This is a genomic window from Vreelandella gomseomensis (assembly GCF_031451645.1).
In the GTDB taxonomy this organism is placed as follows: domain Bacteria; phylum Pseudomonadota; class Gammaproteobacteria; order Pseudomonadales; family Halomonadaceae; genus Vreelandella; species Vreelandella gomseomensis.
The window spans coordinates 83,811-100,054 of the sequence record NZ_JARWAI010000003.1 but is presented as its reverse complement, the minus strand read 5'-3'; the positions used below and the strand labels follow the sequence as shown (position 1 = coordinate 100,054).

General features: G+C 60.0%; 17 protein-coding genes. 5 read left to right on the top strand and 12 right to left on the bottom strand.

The window, feature by feature from the left end; translation table 11 throughout:
* The first annotated feature begins 88 nt into the window (after positions 1 to 88).
* Positions 89 to 691: a glutathione S-transferase family protein gene (locus QC815_RS04575; RefSeq protein ID WP_309767204.1), complete on the top strand. Its 603-nt coding sequence runs from the start codon at positions 89 to 91 to the stop codon at positions 689 to 691.
* 15 nt (positions 692 to 706) lie between these two features.
* On the opposite strand, the gene trmB is transcribed toward QC815_RS04575, so the two are convergent.
* The 3 genes from trmB to thiS are packed head-to-tail and all read right to left on the bottom strand — an operon-like array spanning position 707 to position 2,501.
* The gene (gene trmB, locus QC815_RS04570) at positions 707 to 1,435 is read right to left on the bottom strand and encodes a tRNA (guanosine(46)-N7)-methyltransferase TrmB (protein WP_230445591.1); all 729 of its coding nucleotides are present in this window, start codon (positions 1,433 to 1,435) and stop codon (positions 707 to 709) included.
* A gap of 12 nt (positions 1,436 to 1,447) precedes the next feature.
* The gene (locus tag QC815_RS04565; protein WP_230445592.1) at positions 1,448 to 2,242 is read right to left on the bottom strand and encodes a thiazole synthase; all 795 of its coding nucleotides are present in this window, start codon (positions 2,240 to 2,242) and stop codon (positions 1,448 to 1,450) included.
* Positions 2,243 to 2,279: 37 nt separating this feature from the next.
* Positions 2,280 to 2,501, bottom strand: coding sequence for a sulfur carrier protein ThiS (gene thiS, locus QC815_RS04560; protein WP_230445593.1), 222 nt, complete (start codon positions 2,499 to 2,501; stop codon positions 2,280 to 2,282).
* Between the two features lie 144 nt (positions 2,502 to 2,645).
* Here thiS and QC815_RS04555 point away from each other — a divergent pair, with 144 nt between their 5' ends.
* Positions 2,646 to 3,026: a DUF423 domain-containing protein gene (locus QC815_RS04555; protein ID WP_230445594.1), complete on the top strand. Its 381-nt coding sequence runs from the start codon at positions 2,646 to 2,648 to the stop codon at positions 3,024 to 3,026.
* Positions 3,027 to 3,106: 80 nt separating this feature from the next.
* On the opposite strand, the gene QC815_RS04550 is transcribed toward QC815_RS04555, so the two are convergent.
* The 7 genes from QC815_RS04550 to QC815_RS04520 form a co-directional block, all read right to left on the bottom strand.
* Positions 3,107 to 4,600, bottom strand: coding sequence for a methyl-accepting chemotaxis protein (locus QC815_RS04550; RefSeq protein WP_230445595.1), 1,494 nt, complete (start codon positions 4,598 to 4,600; stop codon positions 3,107 to 3,109).
* A 132-nt stretch (positions 4,601 to 4,732) separates the two neighbouring features.
* Entirely contained in the window at positions 4,733 to 7,225 is a 2,493-nt protein-coding gene (locus QC815_RS04545; RefSeq protein WP_309767202.1) for a bifunctional diguanylate cyclase/phosphodiesterase, read from the bottom strand.
* 171 nt (positions 7,226 to 7,396) lie between these two features.
* Positions 7,397 to 8,167: a copper resistance protein B gene (locus tag QC815_RS04540; RefSeq protein ID WP_309767200.1), complete on the bottom strand. Its 771-nt coding sequence runs from the start codon at positions 8,165 to 8,167 to the stop codon at positions 7,397 to 7,399.
* 10 nt (positions 8,168 to 8,177) lie between these two features.
* On the bottom strand, positions 8,178 to 9,923 hold the full coding sequence (locus tag QC815_RS04535) for a copper resistance system multicopper oxidase (RefSeq protein WP_309767198.1): 1,746 nt from the start codon (positions 9,921 to 9,923) through the stop codon (positions 8,178 to 8,180).
* Positions 9,924 to 9,991: 68 nt separating this feature from the next.
* Positions 9,992 to 11,326: an ATP-binding protein gene (locus QC815_RS04530; protein ID WP_309767196.1), complete on the bottom strand. Its 1,335-nt coding sequence runs from the start codon at positions 11,324 to 11,326 to the stop codon at positions 9,992 to 9,994.
* On the bottom strand, positions 11,313 to 11,978 hold the full coding sequence (locus tag QC815_RS04525; RefSeq protein ID WP_309767193.1) for a response regulator transcription factor: 666 nt from the start codon (positions 11,976 to 11,978) through the stop codon (positions 11,313 to 11,315). Before QC815_RS04525 ends, QC815_RS04530 begins: the two co-directional genes overlap by 14 nt.
* A 9-nt stretch (positions 11,979 to 11,987) precedes the next feature.
* Positions 11,988 to 12,494, bottom strand: a complete 507-nt coding sequence (locus tag QC815_RS04520) for a cupredoxin domain-containing protein (protein ID WP_309767191.1) — start codon at positions 12,492 to 12,494, stop codon at positions 11,988 to 11,990.
* Positions 12,495 to 12,698: 204 nt separating this feature from the next.
* Here QC815_RS04520 and QC815_RS04515 point away from each other — a divergent pair, with 204 nt between their 5' ends.
* Positions 12,699 to 12,833, top strand: coding sequence for a hypothetical protein (locus QC815_RS04515; RefSeq protein WP_268902630.1), 135 nt, complete (start codon positions 12,699 to 12,701; stop codon positions 12,831 to 12,833).
* A 28-nt stretch (positions 12,834 to 12,861) separates the two neighbouring features.
* Positions 12,862 to 13,308, top strand: coding sequence for a DUF411 domain-containing protein (locus QC815_RS04510; protein WP_309767189.1), 447 nt, complete (start codon positions 12,862 to 12,864; stop codon positions 13,306 to 13,308).
* A 6-nt stretch (positions 13,309 to 13,314) separates the two neighbouring features.
* Here the strand turns inward: QC815_RS04510 and QC815_RS04505 are convergent, their stop codons facing one another.
* Positions 13,315 to 13,731, bottom strand: a complete 417-nt coding sequence (locus QC815_RS04505; protein ID WP_309767187.1) for a PaaI family thioesterase — start codon at positions 13,729 to 13,731, stop codon at positions 13,315 to 13,317.
* A 331-nt stretch (positions 13,732 to 14,062) separates the two neighbouring features.
* Between QC815_RS04505 and fucP the strand changes: the two genes are divergently transcribed.
* Positions 14,063 to 15,412, top strand: a complete 1,350-nt coding sequence (fucP, locus tag QC815_RS04500) for an L-fucose:H+ symporter permease (protein ID WP_309767185.1) — start codon at positions 14,063 to 14,065, stop codon at positions 15,410 to 15,412.
* Between the two features lie 29 nt (positions 15,413 to 15,441).
* Here fucP and QC815_RS04495 read toward each other — a convergent pair whose 3' ends face one another.
* Complete coding sequence (locus QC815_RS04495) at positions 15,442 to 16,155, bottom strand: FadR/GntR family transcriptional regulator (RefSeq protein WP_309767183.1); 714 nt, start codon at positions 16,153 to 16,155, stop codon at positions 15,442 to 15,444.
* Positions 16,156 to 16,244 lie beyond the last annotated feature (89 nt).

Below are 16,244 nucleotides of genomic sequence, written 5' to 3'. Positions count from 1 at the left end.
GGGCCGCTTTTTTTTGACCTATCGACCTATTGCGTTGCGCGCATTAGCCACGCAAGCTGCGGTGAACGGCCCATCCAAGGAGACTCCCATGCAACTCTACCTGAACGCGACCTCCCCCTATGCCCGAGTGGCGCGGGTTTGCCTGTATGAAAAGCAGTTGATCGAGCGCACTGAGCTTTGTTGGTGTGACCCCTGGGCGGCGGATAGCGAACTTTTACAGATTACCCCGCTCAGTCGCATTCCGACGCTGGTCACCGACGACGGTGATGTACTGACCGAGTCGCTTTTGATAGCGCTCTACTTGGATGCTCAAGGCGAAGGGGAGTCGCTTTTGCCACACAAGACATATGCGGAAACCCTGGCGCTGGCCGGGCTTGGCCATGGCTTGACGGATGCGGCGTTCAATGTGGTGATTGGCCGCAAGCACAATGGCCATGAGGTTGATACAACGGTATTGGGCAGCCGCCGCTTGAAAGCCATCGAGCGCACGCTGGCAACGCTTGATGCGCACCCCAGCGTGCTGACGGGCAATGCGGAACGCACGCTGGGAGCGATTACCGTTGCCGTGGCGCTTTGCTATCTCAGCTTTCGCTTACCGGCCTTTGATTGGCCTAACCGCTTTCCGACACTTCAGGCCTGGCATGCCAAGGTAGTGGAGTGCGAAAGCTTTGCGATGACGGCGTTTGAGTAGCTTTTCAGCAAGCGCCTAGTCTTCTCGCCGGTAAATCAAATCCCACACCCCATGGCCGAGCTTTTCGCCGCGGGCTTCAAACTTGGTCAGTGGGCGGAAGGCGGGGCGGGGCACGTAGGGAGCGGTGTCAGCGCCAGCCGTATTGGCGTAGCCGGGGGCGTCTTCCATCACGTCTGCCATCCATTCGGCATAGGCTTCCCAGTCGGTGGCTAGATGAAAGGTGCCACTGGGCTTAAGACGGGTGCGAATCAGCTCAACAAACGCAGGCTGAACAATGCGCCGCTTGTGGTGCTTCTTTTTTGGCCAAGGGTCAGGGAAGAACAGCTGAACAGTGGTCAGTGAGCCTTCCGGTAGACACTGTTCCAATACGGCCAGGGCGTCTTCGCGGTAAACGCGCAGGTTGGTGAGGCCGCGTTTATCCGCTTCATCGAGCAGTTTGCCCACGCCGGGGGCGTGCACTTCAATGCCGATAAAGTCGGTTTCCGGGTGGGTTTCGGCCTGTTCAATCAACGAGTTGCCCATGCCAAACCCGATCTCGACGACGCGAGGCGCCTGGCGGCCAAAGAGGGCGTCCAGATCTTGGCGGCCGTCGGCGATTGTCAGCCCCAGGCGTGGCCAAACGTCCTCTAATCCACGCGTTTGTGCTGGTGTCATGCGTCCGGCGCGAATCACATAGCTTTTGATACCCCGGCGGTGCAGTGGGGCGTCGGCGTTTTCGGGGGCGGTGTCTTTCGTATCGGTCATGGTGTCTCTGTATCAGCCGTTAATCCGGCCAGCAAAAGGCGAAGAGGGGTCGGCGGTCTGGCGGCGTGGCATGCGGCCTGACAAGAAAGCGTCTCGTCCTGCCTGCACGGCAAGCTTCATGGCGTTGGCCATGCGCAGCGGGTCGCGGGCATGGGCAATCGCGCTGTTCAGCAGTACGCCGTCGCAGCCCAGTTCCATGGCCATGGCGGCATCGGAAGCAGTGCCAATGCCTGCATCCACCAACACCGGCACCTGGCTTTGTTCAATGATCAGGCGCACATTGTGCGGATTTTGAATGCCGTGGCCAGAGCCAATCAGCGAGCCCAGCGGCATGATGGCGCAGCAGCCCATGGCTTCCAGCTCGCGTGCCACAATGGGGTCGTCGCTGGTGTAGACCATGACGTCGAAACCGTCGGCGAGCAGCGTTTCGGCGGCCTTGAGCGTTTCGACCACATTCGGGTAGAGGGTGGTCTCGTCACCCAGCACTTCCAGCTTGACCAGGTTATGGCCGTCAAGCAGTTCGCGGGCCAGCCGGCAGGTGCGTACCGCGTCTTTGGCGGTATAGCAGCCAGCGGTGTTGGGCAGCAGGGTGTAACGCTTGGGCGAAATCACATCCAGCAGGTTGGGGGCCTCGGTATCCTGGCCCAGGTTGGTGCGGCGCACTGCAAAGGTGACGATTTCAGCGCCGCTTTGGGCAATAGCCGCGCCGGTTTCGTCGAAGTCCTTGTACTTGCCGGTGCCGACCAGCAGGCGTGAGCGGAAGTCGCGTCCGGCAACGCTAAAGGGTGTATCGGTCAGTGGTGTCATGGCAATTCCTTGATAAAGCACAAGCGATATGGCGGGCCTAGCCGCCGCCGATGGCGTGAACGACCTCGACCTGGTCGCCATTGGCCAATGGGGTGTCGGCAAGCTGGCTCTTGGGCACGATCTGCTCGTTGATTTCCACGGCGATGCGGCGTCCGCCAAGGCCGAGCTGTTCCACGAGGTCAGCGGCTGTTGCCCCCGCCTCGAGCGAGTGCGGGTCACCGTTGAGCGTAAGCTGTATCGACGCGTTAGGGATAGACATAAACGAGGCGCGTTCCATGGTGTGGCAACAAAGATGTGTAGGGATGAATGGCGCCTATTGTAGCGGTTTCGCACCGCACAAGGTATGTGGCAAGGTTAAAACACCACGTTAAAAGCCCGTCAACCACCCATCAAGGAGAGTAATGTGCAGCGAACAGATACGCCCTGGTGGTGCTGGGTAGCGCTATCAGGGGCGCTGATGGTCATGCTCGGCGCCTATGCGGCCCATGGCCTGGAGGCACGCGCCAGCGCCGACCTGGTCAGCGCAGTGGAAACCGGCGTGCGCTATCAGGCCTGGCACACCCTGGCCATGCTGGCGGTACTGATCTGGCGCAGCAGCCGCCCACTGGCCGGCCAGCGTTGGGTACTGGCGCTATGGACGCTGGGCATTGCCGGGTTTTCGGGCTCGCTATACCTGATGGCGCTGGCGGGCCTTAACCTGGGCATCGTGACGCCCATCGGCGGGCTGCTGCTCATGGCAGGCTGGCTGGCGCTGGGCGTGGTGGCGTTGCTCAACCGTCGTTGAAGCGCGTTTAGTTAACAAACTTCCCTCACCCGGCGACCTGCTGGCCGTCGGGTGAGGGAGCCGCTGGCTGGCACCCCGTGTTAAGCCCGGGTGGGAGCGCCCAGCATCGGGGTGTTGGGCAAGGAGGTGGGCGCCGGCAGGGTGAACCCACTGACGGCCTGCATCATGGCTTCGGCGGTCTCGGACAGCTGTTCGGCCATGCTGTGCGAGTTATTCACCGCATCGCGGGAAAGCTCGAGGGCGTTGTAGATCTCGTTGACGCTTTGCTCCAGCTCTTCAACGCCCTGATGCTGCTGCTGAACGGCGTTGTCCATATTGGTCAGCCGCAGCGCCACCTGCTCGAAGCTTTGCATCAGCGACTGGGTGGTCTCGGCGAGGGTGGACGTCTGGTTAACGCCGAGGGAGACCTGGTCGGTCGTATCCGCGATGGTTTGACGAATCCGCGACGCGGTATGCTGGGTGTTTTTCGACAGCGTACGCACTTCGTTCGCCACGACCGCAAATCCCCGCCCGTGCTCGCCGGCGCGTGCGGCCTCCACCGAGGCATTCAGCGCGAGCAGGTTGGTCTGGAAGGTGATGTTATCTATCTCGCCCAGCATGTCTTGGATCTTGCCCGCGTGCTGATTGAGTAAGCGCATCATATCGCGCATTTCTTCGACCTGGGTGCCGTTCTGACGGGCGATCTCTTCGGCATGGCCGGCCAGTCGACGGATGTGCTGAGACTCCTCAGCCGTCTCGCGGGTCGTGGCGGCAAGCTCAGCGGTGCTTGTGGAGATGCGCTCGGTCTGGCTGCTGTTGCGCGCCGTTTGCGTGCGCAGTTGCTCCTGGGCAACGAACAGCTGCTGGCTGTAATCGGTGACGTGACTTGCGGCGGTCTGTGTTTTGCGCAGGCTCTCGGCGACCTGGTCGCGCATGTTGACCACTGCGGCGACGGCAGGAAGCTGCTGCTGCTGATCACTGAAGGCCACATCGAGATTGCCGCCGCCTGCTGCGACGGCGAAGCGCGTCACGTGCAAGCCTTCTTTGACCATGCTTTCCAGTACCTTGGCCAGGTAGCCGAGAATAATCACCTGAACCACCACGGCACCGCCGTGCATCAGCAGGCAGTAGACCAAGGCGGCGGCGCCCTGGCTTGTCTCGCTGCTGTGCATATCGCCCATGCTGGTGTAGAGCTGGACAATGCCCTGGTATTGGAGCCAGGTGAATAATGCGTGATGAAGCGCAATCGTCAGGCCGCCACAGGCGATGACCCGCCAATCGCTGTAGAGAATCAGTACGGCGAGCAGGATAAAGATACTGAAATGGGCCTCGATCAACCCGCCGCTTTGTTCGATCAATACGGCGGCCCAGACCATCATGACCGCAGCTTTGACGAAGCCGTTGATGATATGACCATGCCATTGGTGCTGTATGAGGTAAGTAAGCGGGAGCGTTACCAGCGCTGCGGCCACCGCCAGCCATAGCGTTTGCGTGAAGATACCGACAACCAGGCAAAAAAAGGCGACAAAGCCCAACGGTAGCCACATGAGCCGGTCGGTGCGTGCAATATGGTTAGAAAAGGATGCGTCTGACATTGTTATCGTGTCCTTGCTTTGTTCAGGGGGAGCAGTGCAGGGGAAGTTATATTATCGACGCGACCTTAAATAACTTTAAAAATACCGCTAATAGCTTTTGGTTATGTAAGCACGTCTTTATTTCGACACTAGTTATTTTTGCTGTTCTTCGTGTATAACTTTTGAAAAGATTTCTGGCGGCACAGGACGCCCAAACAGGAACCCTTGATAGAGACGGCACCCCAGGTTGGCGAGTACCTGGCGCTGGTCGTCGGTTTCCACGCCTTCGGCAATGACCCCAAGCCCCAGACTCTCGGCGAGCGCGACGATGGTGGCGGCAATCGGCGTGGCTTGCATGTCCAGGGTCAAGTCCCTGACGAAAGCAATGTCGATCTTCAGCGTATCCAGCGGCAACAGCTTGAGATAGGCCAGGGAGGAATAGCCGGTGCCGAAATCATCCAGCGCAAAGCTGACGCCCTTTTGCTGTAGCTGCTGCATTTTGTCGATGGTGCCGTCGGGGTCGCTCAGCAGCAGTGACTCGGTAAGCTCCAGCGTCAACCGCTCGGGTGGGGCATCGTGCTGCTGGATGGCCGCCAGCACCTGGTCGGCAAAATCGGGCTGCTGAAACTGGCGAACGCTGACGTTCAACGACAGTTTCAAATGGTGATCGTCGGGTTGATGGCGCCACTCGCCCAGCAGGCGGCAGCCTTCCTTCAACACCCAGTTCCCCAGCGGCAGAATGAGCCCCGTTTCTTCGGCCACGGGGATAAAGCGGCCGGGTGAAATCATGCCGCGTTCCGGATGCTGCCAGCGCACCAGCGCCTCGGCGCCTATCACCTGCTGATGGGCATCGACCTGAGGCTGGAGATACAGGCACAGCTCATCGTTGTCAATGGCGTATTGCAACTCGCGCTCAAGGGTCAAGCGCTCTTCCAGCTCATCTTCCTGCGCCTGCTGAAAGAACTGGGGTTCCCCGTCCCGCTGGCGCTTGGCCTCCAGTAGCGCCAGGCTCGCTCGCTTGAACAGCTGCGCGGCAGGGGCGTTTTCCCGGGGGCGAAAAACGAGCACGCCCACGTTGAGCTGGCACGGATAGGTGTGGCCCTGCAGCTCATAGCCAGCTGTCAAGGAGGCGATGATCGCGTTGAGGTGCTGCTGCGCTGCATGCTCGCTGCCTTCGTCGGGATCGCGGGCGTCAAGCTCGCCGACCAGCGCGAATTCGTTGCCATCCAGGCGTGCCACGTACAGTCCGGCGCCCGACCACTGATGCAGTCGCCTGCCTAGCTGACGCAGCAGCTCATCGCCAATGTCCTGGCCAAGGCTGTCGTTGAGCATCTTGAAACGATCGATATCGAGCAACGCCAGGAAAGCATGTGCGCCTGGCGACAGGGGTCGTTGGGCGAACTCGGCCAGATGTTCCTGAAGCGCGCGGCGATTGGGAAGCTCCGTGAGCATGTCGTGGTAGGCAAGATAGCCAATGCGCTGCTGGGCTTGCTGCTCTTTTGAGCGGTCGCTTAAGAGCGCGACATAATCGCGGTCGTCGCTATCTGCATAGGTGACCCTGCTGACGCTCAGCCACGCCGGGAACCCGGTGCCGTCTGCCCGCAGGGCAGTGATCATCCCGTCCCACTGGCCCTTTTCTGCCAATGCCTCGCGGATATGCTGGCTCAGCGTATGGCTATCCTCGGCGTAGGCAAGCTGGGATACGGAAAGGCCCATCAACTGATCCGAGCGCAGCCCTACCTGGCGCTCAAACGCCGCGTTACACAGGCGAATACGCGCCTGCTCGTCGAGCAGGATCACGCTATCCTGAAGTGCGGAGACGACTTCCAGCAGGCGGGTGTGGGTCATGTGCTCATGGCGCTCGCTTTCCTGGAGGCGCCGCTGTACCCGCGTCGCTATCAGGGCAAGCAGGGTAGTCAGTACCGCGACGCCGCTGATCAGGTAAATGAGCCAGTGGGAGACAGGTGATAACGAGTGCGAGGCGGCGGCCCCCGGTAGCGGTAAAAACCAGGCGGCCTGCATGGCGACATAATGCATGCCGCATACTGCAATGGACATGCAAAGCGCGGCAATGAAGGCGCAGGTTCTGGCGCGTTGCACACCCCATTCATGCCGACAAAGCCGGTAGGCGTAAACGCTCAATACGCCCAGGGCAAGCGCCACCAGCAGCGACACCAGGAAAAGATCCAGGGCGTGATACAGCTCGGCAGGCGCCCGCATCGCGGCCATGCCGCTATAGTGCATGACCCCGATACCCGCCCCGAGAACTAGCCCGGCCGAAAGCAGGGCGCGATGCGAGGGCGCATCCCGGGAAAGCACCCGCATGGCGCCGAAACTGCCCAGAACGGCGGGAAGGATTGACAGCAGAGTAGGCACTGGCGCGTGGCTGACCGGAAAACCCAGCCGGTAGGCATGCATGCCGATAAAGTGCATGCTCCATACGCCCAGCCCCATGGCACTGGCGCCTGACCAGAGCCATGCACGGCGCCACGCCGGGTGCGATCCTTTGCTTACCAGCTTGATGATATCCAGTCCCGCATAGGAGGCCGCCAGCGCCACGAGCCATGAGAGCATCACCAGCGGGGCGGCGTGCTCCCCCTGAACGGCACCCAGGCTTTGAGGGTCGGGCAAGATATTGAATAGCATCTAAATACGGTTAACCCATTATTCATGATGAGAAACGGATGTGCTGGCAAAAAGTGCTGGCGTAGCGACGGCTAGAATCCATCGGAGATTAACACGAAAAACGCCCCGTCGGCGTCGTTACACCGTTGGGGCGTCAATGAAGGCGGTTTAGTGCAGGGGTTGACGGCGGGTTCAGAACATCAGCTTGATGCCCGCGACGACGCCGGTGTCTTCGGTGCTATCGCCGCTCGCACGGGAGAGGTCGGCGGTGTCGCCGTATTCTTTTTTCCAGTAGGCACCTACGTAGGGCGCTATACGGCGAGTCACTTCATAGCCCAGCCGCATACCAACACGAACGGAGTTGAGTCCTTCACCCACACCAAATTCTTCGACTTCATTAGCGGCCATGGCGATTTCCGTGCGCGGTTGCAGATAGAGTCGCTGGGTCAGGCGCAGGTCGTATTCGCCCTCGAAACTGGCCGCTACGTCACCCTCGTCGCTTACCTGAATGGCAGCGTCGGTTTCAATGCCGTAAGGCATGACGCCTTGCAGGCCCACTACGCCGTAAATACGCTCGGCGTGGTCATCGGAAAACATGCCGCCCTGGTAGCCTATACCACCCTGTAGCTCCCAAAAGTCGGCGACCAGGCGGCTGTAGAGCAGCTCAAGCGATTCGAACTCGGCGTCTTCGCCGTCGCCTTGAACGTTTTCGCCCTCCGACTTCAGGTATACGCGGTTGATGTCGCCGCCGTACCAGCCCTGAAAGTCCCAGACCACGGCCTCCTGCCCGTTATCGGGCACGCTGTACTCAAGGCGGTCGAACAGGCCCATGCCCATGTTGTGCTCCTGCATGGGCGCGGGCCAGCTGTCTGGGGCGTCGTAGCCGTCGTCGGCGTTGGCCGTTGCCGTAGTGGCCACCATGAGAACCGCACCGGCAGCGGTCAGGAAATGCTTGATCTGCATAAATGCCTCCTTAAGAAACCTGAACAACGCGGAACATGCCGGCATCCATGTGATAAAGCAGGTGACAGTGGAAGGCCCAGCTGCCTTCGGCGTCCGCCGTGATCAACGCCGAGACGCGCTCGCCGGGCTTGACGTTGAGGGTATGCTTGCGCGGAATCAGCTCGCCCTGTCCGTTTTCCAGCTCCATCCACATGCCGTGCAGGTGAATGGGGTGTTCCATCATGGTGTCGTTGACCAGGATCAGGCGCAGGCGCTCGTCCTTTTCAAAGTGGATGGGGCCTGAGACCTCGCTGAATTTCTGGCCGTCGAACGACCACATGTAGCGCTCCATGTTGCCGGTGAGGTGCAGCTCCAGCTCGCGGCCGGGCTCGCGGCGGTCGGGCCACGGCGTAAAGGCTTTGAGGTTGCGGTAAACCAGCACGCGACGTTCATCGGGATCAATGCCAATGCCCGGCTGGCCAAAGCGGGAGCCAGGCTGTGCTTCACCGGCGGCGAGCATACCGTTTTCGCGGGTTTTGGCCCGTTCACTCGCCATGCCCTGCATGTCACTATCAGACATGCCTGCGTGATCCATGCCTTCCATGCTCGAATGATCCATACCGTCCATGTGGACGCTCATCGCCTCCATGCCACGATCGGCAATCTGACGGCGCTCAGGTATCTCCGCCTGCATGCCTTCGCGAGGGGCCAGGGTGGCGCGGGCGTAGCCGCTGCGATCCATGGATTCGGCGAAAATCGTATACGCCTGATCGTCGTCGGGGGACACCAGGACGTCGTACGTCTCGGCAACGCCGATACGAAACTCATCCACAGGGACGGGCTGTACCGGCTGGCCATCGGCGGCCACCACGGTCATTTTCAGCCCGGGAATACGCACGTCGAAGTAGGACATGGCCGAGCCATTAATGACCCGCAGCCGAATGCGCTCACTGGCCTTGAACAGCGCGGTCCAGTTTTCCTCGGGGGAATGGCCGTTGAGCAGATAGGTATAGGTGCTGCCGGTAACGTCGGCAATATCCCGGGAGCTCATGCGCATCTTGGCCCATATGCCGCGCATGTCGGCGGTCTGGGAAAAGCCGTTTTGGCGGACGTCGGCGAAGAAATCGGCAATCGTGCGTTCCTGGAAGTTGTAATAGCCTTCCATGGTTTTGAGGTTGCGAAACACCGACATGGGATCTTCAAAGGTCCAGTCCGTCAGCAACAGCACGTGCTCGCGGTCGTAGCGGAAGGGTTCGCGTTCGGCGGCATCGATAATCAGCGGCCCCACATGCCCCAGCTGCTCCTGCATGCCTGAGTGGCTGTGGTACCAGTAGGTGCCGTTCTGCTGCACCGGAAAGCGATAGGTAAAGGTGTCACCCGGCGCAATGCCGGCAAAGCTGACCCCCGGCACCCCGTCCATGCCCGGCGGCAAAATCAGGCCATGCCAGTGAATCGAGGTGGGCTCATCGAGCAGGTTGGTGACGCGCAGCACCGCGTCCTGGCCTTCTTTCAGGCGCAGTAGCGGCCCGGGGCTGGTGCCGTTGATGCTGAAGGCGCTAGCCGTCTTGCCGTCAATCGGGACGGTTTCACGGCGGATGGCCAGCGCTATCTCAGGGCCTTCTTCAACGCCTTTGGAATAGACGCTGGAGTGGCCCCAGGGGGTGGCCCAGGCGGGGCTCAACCCCATGGCAGCAGCCGAACCCAGCCCCAATGCCGCGCTGCCTTTCAGCACCTGACGGCGTGAAAGCGGGTGGCGGATAATGGTCGATCGCGACATGTGCAACTCCCCTCAATGATCAATATCGCCATCATGCGGGAGTAAGCTGAATCAAGGCTGAAAAACCGTCAGGGAGACTTGACGTCCGGCAACGGCAGGCGGGTAACGACCCGCAGGCCGCCCAGCGGGCTGCGCTCGAACCGGCAGTGCCCGGCGTAACGCGCCACCAGTTGGGCCAGGATGGCGAGTCCCAGGCCGTAACCGGGGTGGCGCTCATCCAGCCGCGTGCCGCGCTCGCCGAGGCGCGCCATGTCCTTGTCGGCAACGCCGGGGCCGTCATCGTCGATCGTCAGGATCAGGGCCTCGGAGGTGGCGCGAACATGACAACGCACCTCGCTGGTGGCCCATTTGCCGGCGTTATCCAGCACAATGCCCAGCATCTCGGCGTAATCGTGACCGTCGATGGGCACCTGCTCGCGGTCGTTGAGCGACTGTGTCAGGGCGAATGAGGGGTGCGGGTAGAGGCTGCGAAACATGTCCATCAGCCGCTGACTGTCACGTGTCAGGTGCGTCATGTGCCCCGTATGGGGGCCGGCAATGCGCGCGCGGCGCAGTTCGGCATCCAACTGGGCGTTGATGTCCTCGATGCGCAGCAAAAGCTTACGGCGGCGTTCGTCGTCTATCGCCCGGCCACCCCTGAGCACCTGGGTGATCGCTGCCAGTGGGGTCTTGAGGGCATGGGAAAGGTTGGCAACCGACTCCCGGGAGCGCTGCAGGCGCAGATCGATATCGTCCATGAAGCGATTGAGCTGGGCGACGAGGGCGTCAAGTTCGGCGGGCGCGGTGAGCGACAGGCGCTGGCGCTCGCCTGCCTGCAGGGCTTCCAGCTGGTGGCGTAACTGCCAGAGTGGCCGCAAGCCGCGGTTGACCGCCAGCATGTTGAGCGTGACCAGCACCGCGAGCAGACCCGCTGCAATGCCGCCGACCCACCAGTGCAGGGTGGCCAGGCCCGCTTCGACCTGGGAAAAATCCTCCCCGATCAGCAGTACGCCAGAGGTGTCTTGCCACGTGAAGTGGCGGCGATAGACCAGCAGATGGTAGTCGTCGCCTGTCACCTCGATCAGCGCGTCAGACTGCTCATCGAGCAGCGGGGCAAGCTGGCGCTGCCAGGCCGGATCCGAGGCGCTGGTGATGTCATCCAGGCGCAGTACGTAAAGGTGGTGAAAGACCTGATAGCGTTGGCTGGCCGAGGCAAGCGACGCGGGAACCGCCAGACGGTCCTGTTCCAGCTGCGCCACCGCGTGGTCCGCTTCGCGCTTGAGCCGCTCGCCGAGGAAGTCCTTGGCCAGGTTCTGCAGAAACACCCCGTGGAGTAGCCATGTCAGGGCGACCACCAGCAGCGCGACGCCGCCGAGCCAGGCCAGCAGGCGAAAGCGCAGGCTACGCTGATCAATGTGAAGCAAAGAGATACCCCTGGCCGCGGCGGGTCTGGATGATCGACTTGCCAAGGTAGCGACGCAGTCGGGCCACGTACACCTCGACCAGGTTGGGCGCCGCCGCGTCCTGCTCAAGGGCGTAAAGCTGCTCCAGCAACCGCTCCTTGGAGTGAATGCGATCCGGGTGGTGCATCAGGTAGCGCAGCAGGCGAAACTCGGTGGCGGTCAGCGAACGCCATTCGCCGCCGTTGCTGGCAACGCGCTGACCGGCTTCATCCAGCGCGACGCCGTTCAGCGTCACGACCTGGGAGAGCTGGCCGGACTGGCGACGCAGCAGGGCCTTCAGGCGTGCCATCAGCTCGGCTTCGTGGAAGGGTTTGGTGAGGTAGTCGTCGGCGCCGGTTTCCAGGCCGACCACCTTGTCTTCCCAGGTGTCGCGCGCGGTGAGTATCAACATGGGCATCGCGCGTTTCTGCTTGCGCCACTGGCCGAGCAGCTCGAGCCCCGAGCCATCCGGCAGCCCGAGGTCGAGAATCGCCAGGGCGTATTCCTCGGTGGCCATGAACGACGTAGCCGCCCGGACAGAGGCGGCCACGTCGACCAGGTAACCGTTGTCTTTCAGACTCTCCGCCAGGCTTTCGGCCAGCAGGTCATCGTCTTCGACCAGCAACAGTTTCATCGTCTCGGATCACAGGTTGAGGGTGCCGTACATGCCGGATTCGTAGTGCCCGGGAATGTTGCAGGCGTACTCCAGACTCGCAACGTTTTCAGGCGCTGTCCATATCAGCGATTGGGTTTCACCCGCGGTGATCGTCACCGCTGGCATCTGGCCGCCATGGGCGCCTTCGGCCATGTCATGTCCGCCGTGGCCACCGTGGCCTCCCTCGCCATGGCTGCCGCCCATGTCCTGCATCATTTCCCGGTGGGCTTCTTGGGCGGCTTTATCGCCAATCACGAATTCGTGTTCAAGATTGCCGGTGTTGGTGATGTCGAACTGGACGGTTTCGCCGGGCGCGATATCCATTTCCTCGGGATCGAACCACATGTCGCCCGCTTCAACGCTGATGGTGCGTTCCACGTCGGCAGCATTGGCGTCGGCGTGGCCGCCGCTATGCTCGCCTGAGGCCCAGGCGGTGGATGCCACGCCGCTCAAGGTCGCGGCGAAAAGGGCGAGCGTCAGGGATGATTTGCGCATAGGGGAGTCTCACAAAGAAAAGTTTAAAAAAGCTGACGATTTATTTATAAGCTACCAACCTGAACGGAGCCTGAAACCCCCGCCGGAACATTGATCCGCATCAAGCAGTGCGCGGCGTCCGCTGCCTTTGCTTGACTGTGGGGTAACCCATAGGTTGTAAGCTTTAAACGGACATGTTCATCAAGCGACTGTCAGGAGGCTATCATGATGAATGGAGATTGTTTCGCGCTGATGGGGTCAATGGGCTGGTTGGGCTGGCTCATGCCGCTCACGATATTGCTACTCGCCGGGTTGGGTATTGCCTCGCTGGCCAAATACCTGTTCAGCCGAGCTAATTGATCTCGTCGTTACCACTGAGGAAATACTCATGAATCGAAAAACTGCCTCGCTATGGGTCTCAGGCGCGCTATTGCTGGGCGCCACCACGGCGCATGCCGCTATGCCCGACGAAGCCACGCTGTACAAGAATCCCCAGTGCGGCTGTTGCGATGGCTACGCCCGCCACCTGGAAGCGCAGGGCGTGGATGTCACCATTGTGGACGATGCCGAGCTTGGCGAGATCAAGCAGCAGGCGGGCATTCCGCATGGCCTGGGCTCATGCCACACCATCGAGATCGGCGAGTACTGGATCGAAGGCCACGTGCCCATGGCGGCCGTGCAGGCGCTGTTCGAGCAGCAGCCCGACGTGGACGGTATTGGCCTTGCCGGGATGCCGATTGGCACGCCGGGTATGCCGGGGCCGCAGTCAGAACCCTACGATGTCTACGCGTTCAGCGATCAGCAGGGCGAGCCGTTCATGACGCTGGAGCCGTAAGGCAGGCTAGGATTTGACCGGCAGCACGTAGCTGGCGGTGACGAGGATCACCGGCTTGGTTTCATCGGCGGCGGAGACCACCTGCACTTCGCCGACGGCCAGGCGGCGGCCGAGCTTGAGCAGTTTGGCGTGGGCGATGATGTCGTGGTCGCCCGATGCCGCGCGCAGGAAGTGGCAGTTCAGGTCGCTGGTCACGGCCATGGGCTCCGGGCCTATTTGCGCCAGAATGGCGACGTACATGGCCACATCGGCAAAGCCCATCATGGTGGGGCCGGAAACGCGTGGACCCGGACGCAAGTGCTCGTTGCCAATCGTCAGGCGCATGGTGGCGCTCATCTCCCCCACGCTTTCAATCCTGCCCATGCGCTGGGGAAAGACCTCATCCAGAAAGTGTTCGATCTGTTCGACGGTCATCTCGGTCATTGTTGTTTTCCTGTTAGTTAGTCAGGCAATGCATTGGTCTTGCCGTAGCCAGCAAGTTATCAGCATTCATCATCTAGCGTTTCAATTCTCCTTCTCCTTCTCCTTCTCCTTCTCCTTGGTCGTTATAGCATTCTGCTCTTACCTGTAGCAGTGGTTTGCTGGTAACGGTGTCGCTGGAATGCCTCGTCGCCTTTCTGGGCAGAAGTATACTTCGCAGAAAAGCTTAAAAATGGACGCTTGCCATATGCGGTGGACTTAGCTATTTTTACCTTGATCGAAAATTCATCAGATCAATTTGGTCTCGTAAAAATAATACAATAAGGAGTCGCTCGTGCAATCTCATCTCACCGCAGCATCGCCTGCGAACCCATCTGAGCTCGAAAAAGAGTCGTTTCTTCACCAAGGTATGCGCTTGCCGTTCATTCTCATCGTCCTCTGTTTTGCGGCGTGGGGGTTGGCTGGAAACCTAACGGATCCACTGGTTTCAGTGTTTGGCTCGGTTTTCTCAATGAGTGCATTCCAATCTTCGTTGGTTCAGTTTGCTTACTACGGAGCGTATTTTGCTTTAGCTATCCCGGCAGCCTGGATCAATTCGCAGCTGGGTTACAAAGGGGGTGTGCTGATTGGGCTTCTGCTAGCCGCCACGGGCGGTTTTTTGTTCTATCCCGCCTCGATCGTCATGACCTACGCCGTATTCCTGGTTGCTTTATTCACGCTGGCGGCAGGGCTTTCCATCTTGGAGACATCGGCAAACCCCTATGTGATGGCTATGGGGCCACGCCACAACGCCACGCGTAGACTCAATTTTGCCCAGGCTTTCAATCCCATAGGTTCTAACCTGGGTGTCTTGTTGGCCGCTATCTTCATACTTCCCCACGTCAATCCAGCCACTGCAGTAGATCGTGCTGCTCTGTCTCAACAAGAGCTTGAGCGTATGCAGTCAATGGAGCTGCAGGCGGTAATGGGGCCCTATATCACTCTGGCATTACTCTATATTGTCATCGCGATTGCCATCGCTATGGTGCGGGTGCCGAAGCATAAGGGGTTGATGGCGGATCGGAAGAAGGAAGTGGTGAAGCTGCCAGGTAGTCGTTTGGATAGACTGGTGAAGAATCGGCGCTACTCTTTCGGTGTGATCGCCCAGTTCTTCAATGTAGCCGCCCAAACGTGCACGTGGACCTTCACGCTCCACTACATCACGGAAAATCTTGGGGTTAACAGCACGATAGCAGGGTACTGGCTCCAGGCTTCGCTGCTGATCTTTCTGTTGTCCCGTTTCATCATGGTAGGCCTGATGGGCCGCTTCGACCCTCGTATGCTAATGACGCTCATGTGCGTGTTTGGCGCAGGGCTGTCTGTGTTTGCCGTGATCAGCGGCGGTGTCGCAGGCGCAGTCGCTATCGTGCTGTTAAGTGCCTGTATTTCCCTTCTGTTTCCCACCATTTATGGCATCGCGCTTGGGGGGCTCGGTCAAGACACCAAGTATGGTGCGGCGGGGCTGGTCATGGCGATCGTAGGTGGAGCGCTTCTTCCGCCACTGCAAGGGTGGGTTATCGACATGACCTCGGCTCGAGTTAGCTATCTGGTAGTGGCTGGCTGCTTTCTGGTGATCGTTGGTTATGGTGTCTATGTATTGCGTAATCCAACGCCAGTGTCGACTAGTGCTGAAGATATAGCCTAGTGCTGAGGGTAGCAGGCCTGTTCCCGCCCTCAGTCTTCCAGGTTAACGGCAACCTGCGCCAGGTGTGTACGCATGGCAGCATGCGCTGAAATAGGGTCGCCAGCGGCGATGGCATTCACTACCGCTTGGTGCTCGTGATGGGTCGTTTCGATGCGGCCGCTGTGATAGATCGACTGCCATATCCTCATGCGTAGGGTTGGGCGGGAAAGGGCTTCTAGAAGGGCGATAAGGATTGGATTTCGCGAGATTTTTGCCACCGCGAGGTGAAACTCTAAGTCCACTGCCATCGCGGCTTCGTGATCTTTGGCTTGAATGGCGGGTTCTGCGGCTTTGAGCAGACGTCTGAGTTGCTCTATGTCTTCAGGCGTTCTTCGCGATGCCGCAGTCGCTGCAGATTCGACCTCTAGCGCTTGGCGCACGGTGTGCAGGTCATTCGAGGACTTTTCGCCCTGAATGCTCGCCCAAAATTCCAGGGGTTTTAACAGCAGGTGCGGGTCAAGCGTTGTGACGGTGGTTCCCGACCCCTGCCTTGTTTCAAGGATGCCCATGGCTACAAGTGCCCGTACACCCTCCCGAAGGGAGCTTCGAGAAACGCTGAAACGCTCAGCTAGTAAGGGCTCTACAGGCAATCTGTCGCCGGGTTTGATCTCTCCAGAGGAGATCATGTCTTGGATGCCCTGGACGACCACTTCGTTCTGTGACGGGCGGCGGGTGGTCTGTTCTCCCAGGCTATCTTCGCTCATGCATGTTTCCTTCGATGTGGGTGGTTGGTTAAGGAAGTTTGAAGCGGTTGTAAATATTAGGCTAGAGTTAAATACATCATATGAATTAG

Coding starts and splice junctions, on each gene's coding strand:
- QC815_RS04575 (WP_309767204.1), top strand. CDS start 89: ATGCAACTCTACCTGAACGCGACCTCCCCCTATGCCCGAGTGGCGCGG.
- trmB (WP_230445591.1), bottom strand. CDS start 1,435: ATGACCGATACGAAAGACACCGCCCCCGAAAACGCCGACGCCCCACTG.
- QC815_RS04565 (WP_230445592.1), bottom strand. CDS start 2,242: ATGACACCACTGACCGATACACCCTTTAGCGTTGCCGGACGCGACTTC.
- thiS (WP_230445593.1), bottom strand. CDS start 2,501: ATGTCTATCCCTAACGCGTCGATACAGCTTACGCTCAACGGTGACCCG.
- QC815_RS04550 (WP_230445595.1), bottom strand. CDS start 4,600: ATGTCAGACGCATCCTTTTCTAACCATATTGCACGCACCGACCGGCTC.
- QC815_RS04545 (WP_309767202.1), bottom strand. CDS start 7,225: ATGCTATTCAATATCTTGCCCGACCCTCAAAGCCTGGGTGCCGTTCAG.
- QC815_RS04540 (WP_309767200.1), bottom strand. CDS start 8,167: ATGCAGATCAAGCATTTCCTGACCGCTGCCGGTGCGGTTCTCATGGTG.
- QC815_RS04535 (WP_309767198.1), bottom strand. CDS start 9,923: ATGTCGCGATCGACCATTATCCGCCACCCGCTTTCACGCCGTCAGGTG.
- QC815_RS04525 (WP_309767193.1), bottom strand. CDS start 11,978: ATGAAACTGTTGCTGGTCGAAGACGATGACCTGCTGGCCGAAAGCCTG.
- QC815_RS04520 (WP_309767191.1), bottom strand. CDS start 12,494: ATGCGCAAATCATCCCTGACGCTCGCCCTTTTCGCCGCGACCTTGAGC.
- QC815_RS04515 (WP_268902630.1), top strand. CDS start 12,699: ATGATGAATGGAGATTGTTTCGCGCTGATGGGGTCAATGGGCTGGTTG.
- QC815_RS04510 (WP_309767189.1), top strand. CDS start 12,862: ATGAATCGAAAAACTGCCTCGCTATGGGTCTCAGGCGCGCTATTGCTG.
- QC815_RS04505 (WP_309767187.1), bottom strand. CDS start 13,731: ATGACCGAGATGACCGTCGAACAGATCGAACACTTTCTGGATGAGGTC.
- QC815_RS04495 (WP_309767183.1), bottom strand. CDS start 16,155: ATGAGCGAAGATAGCCTGGGAGAACAGACCACCCGCCGCCCGTCACAG.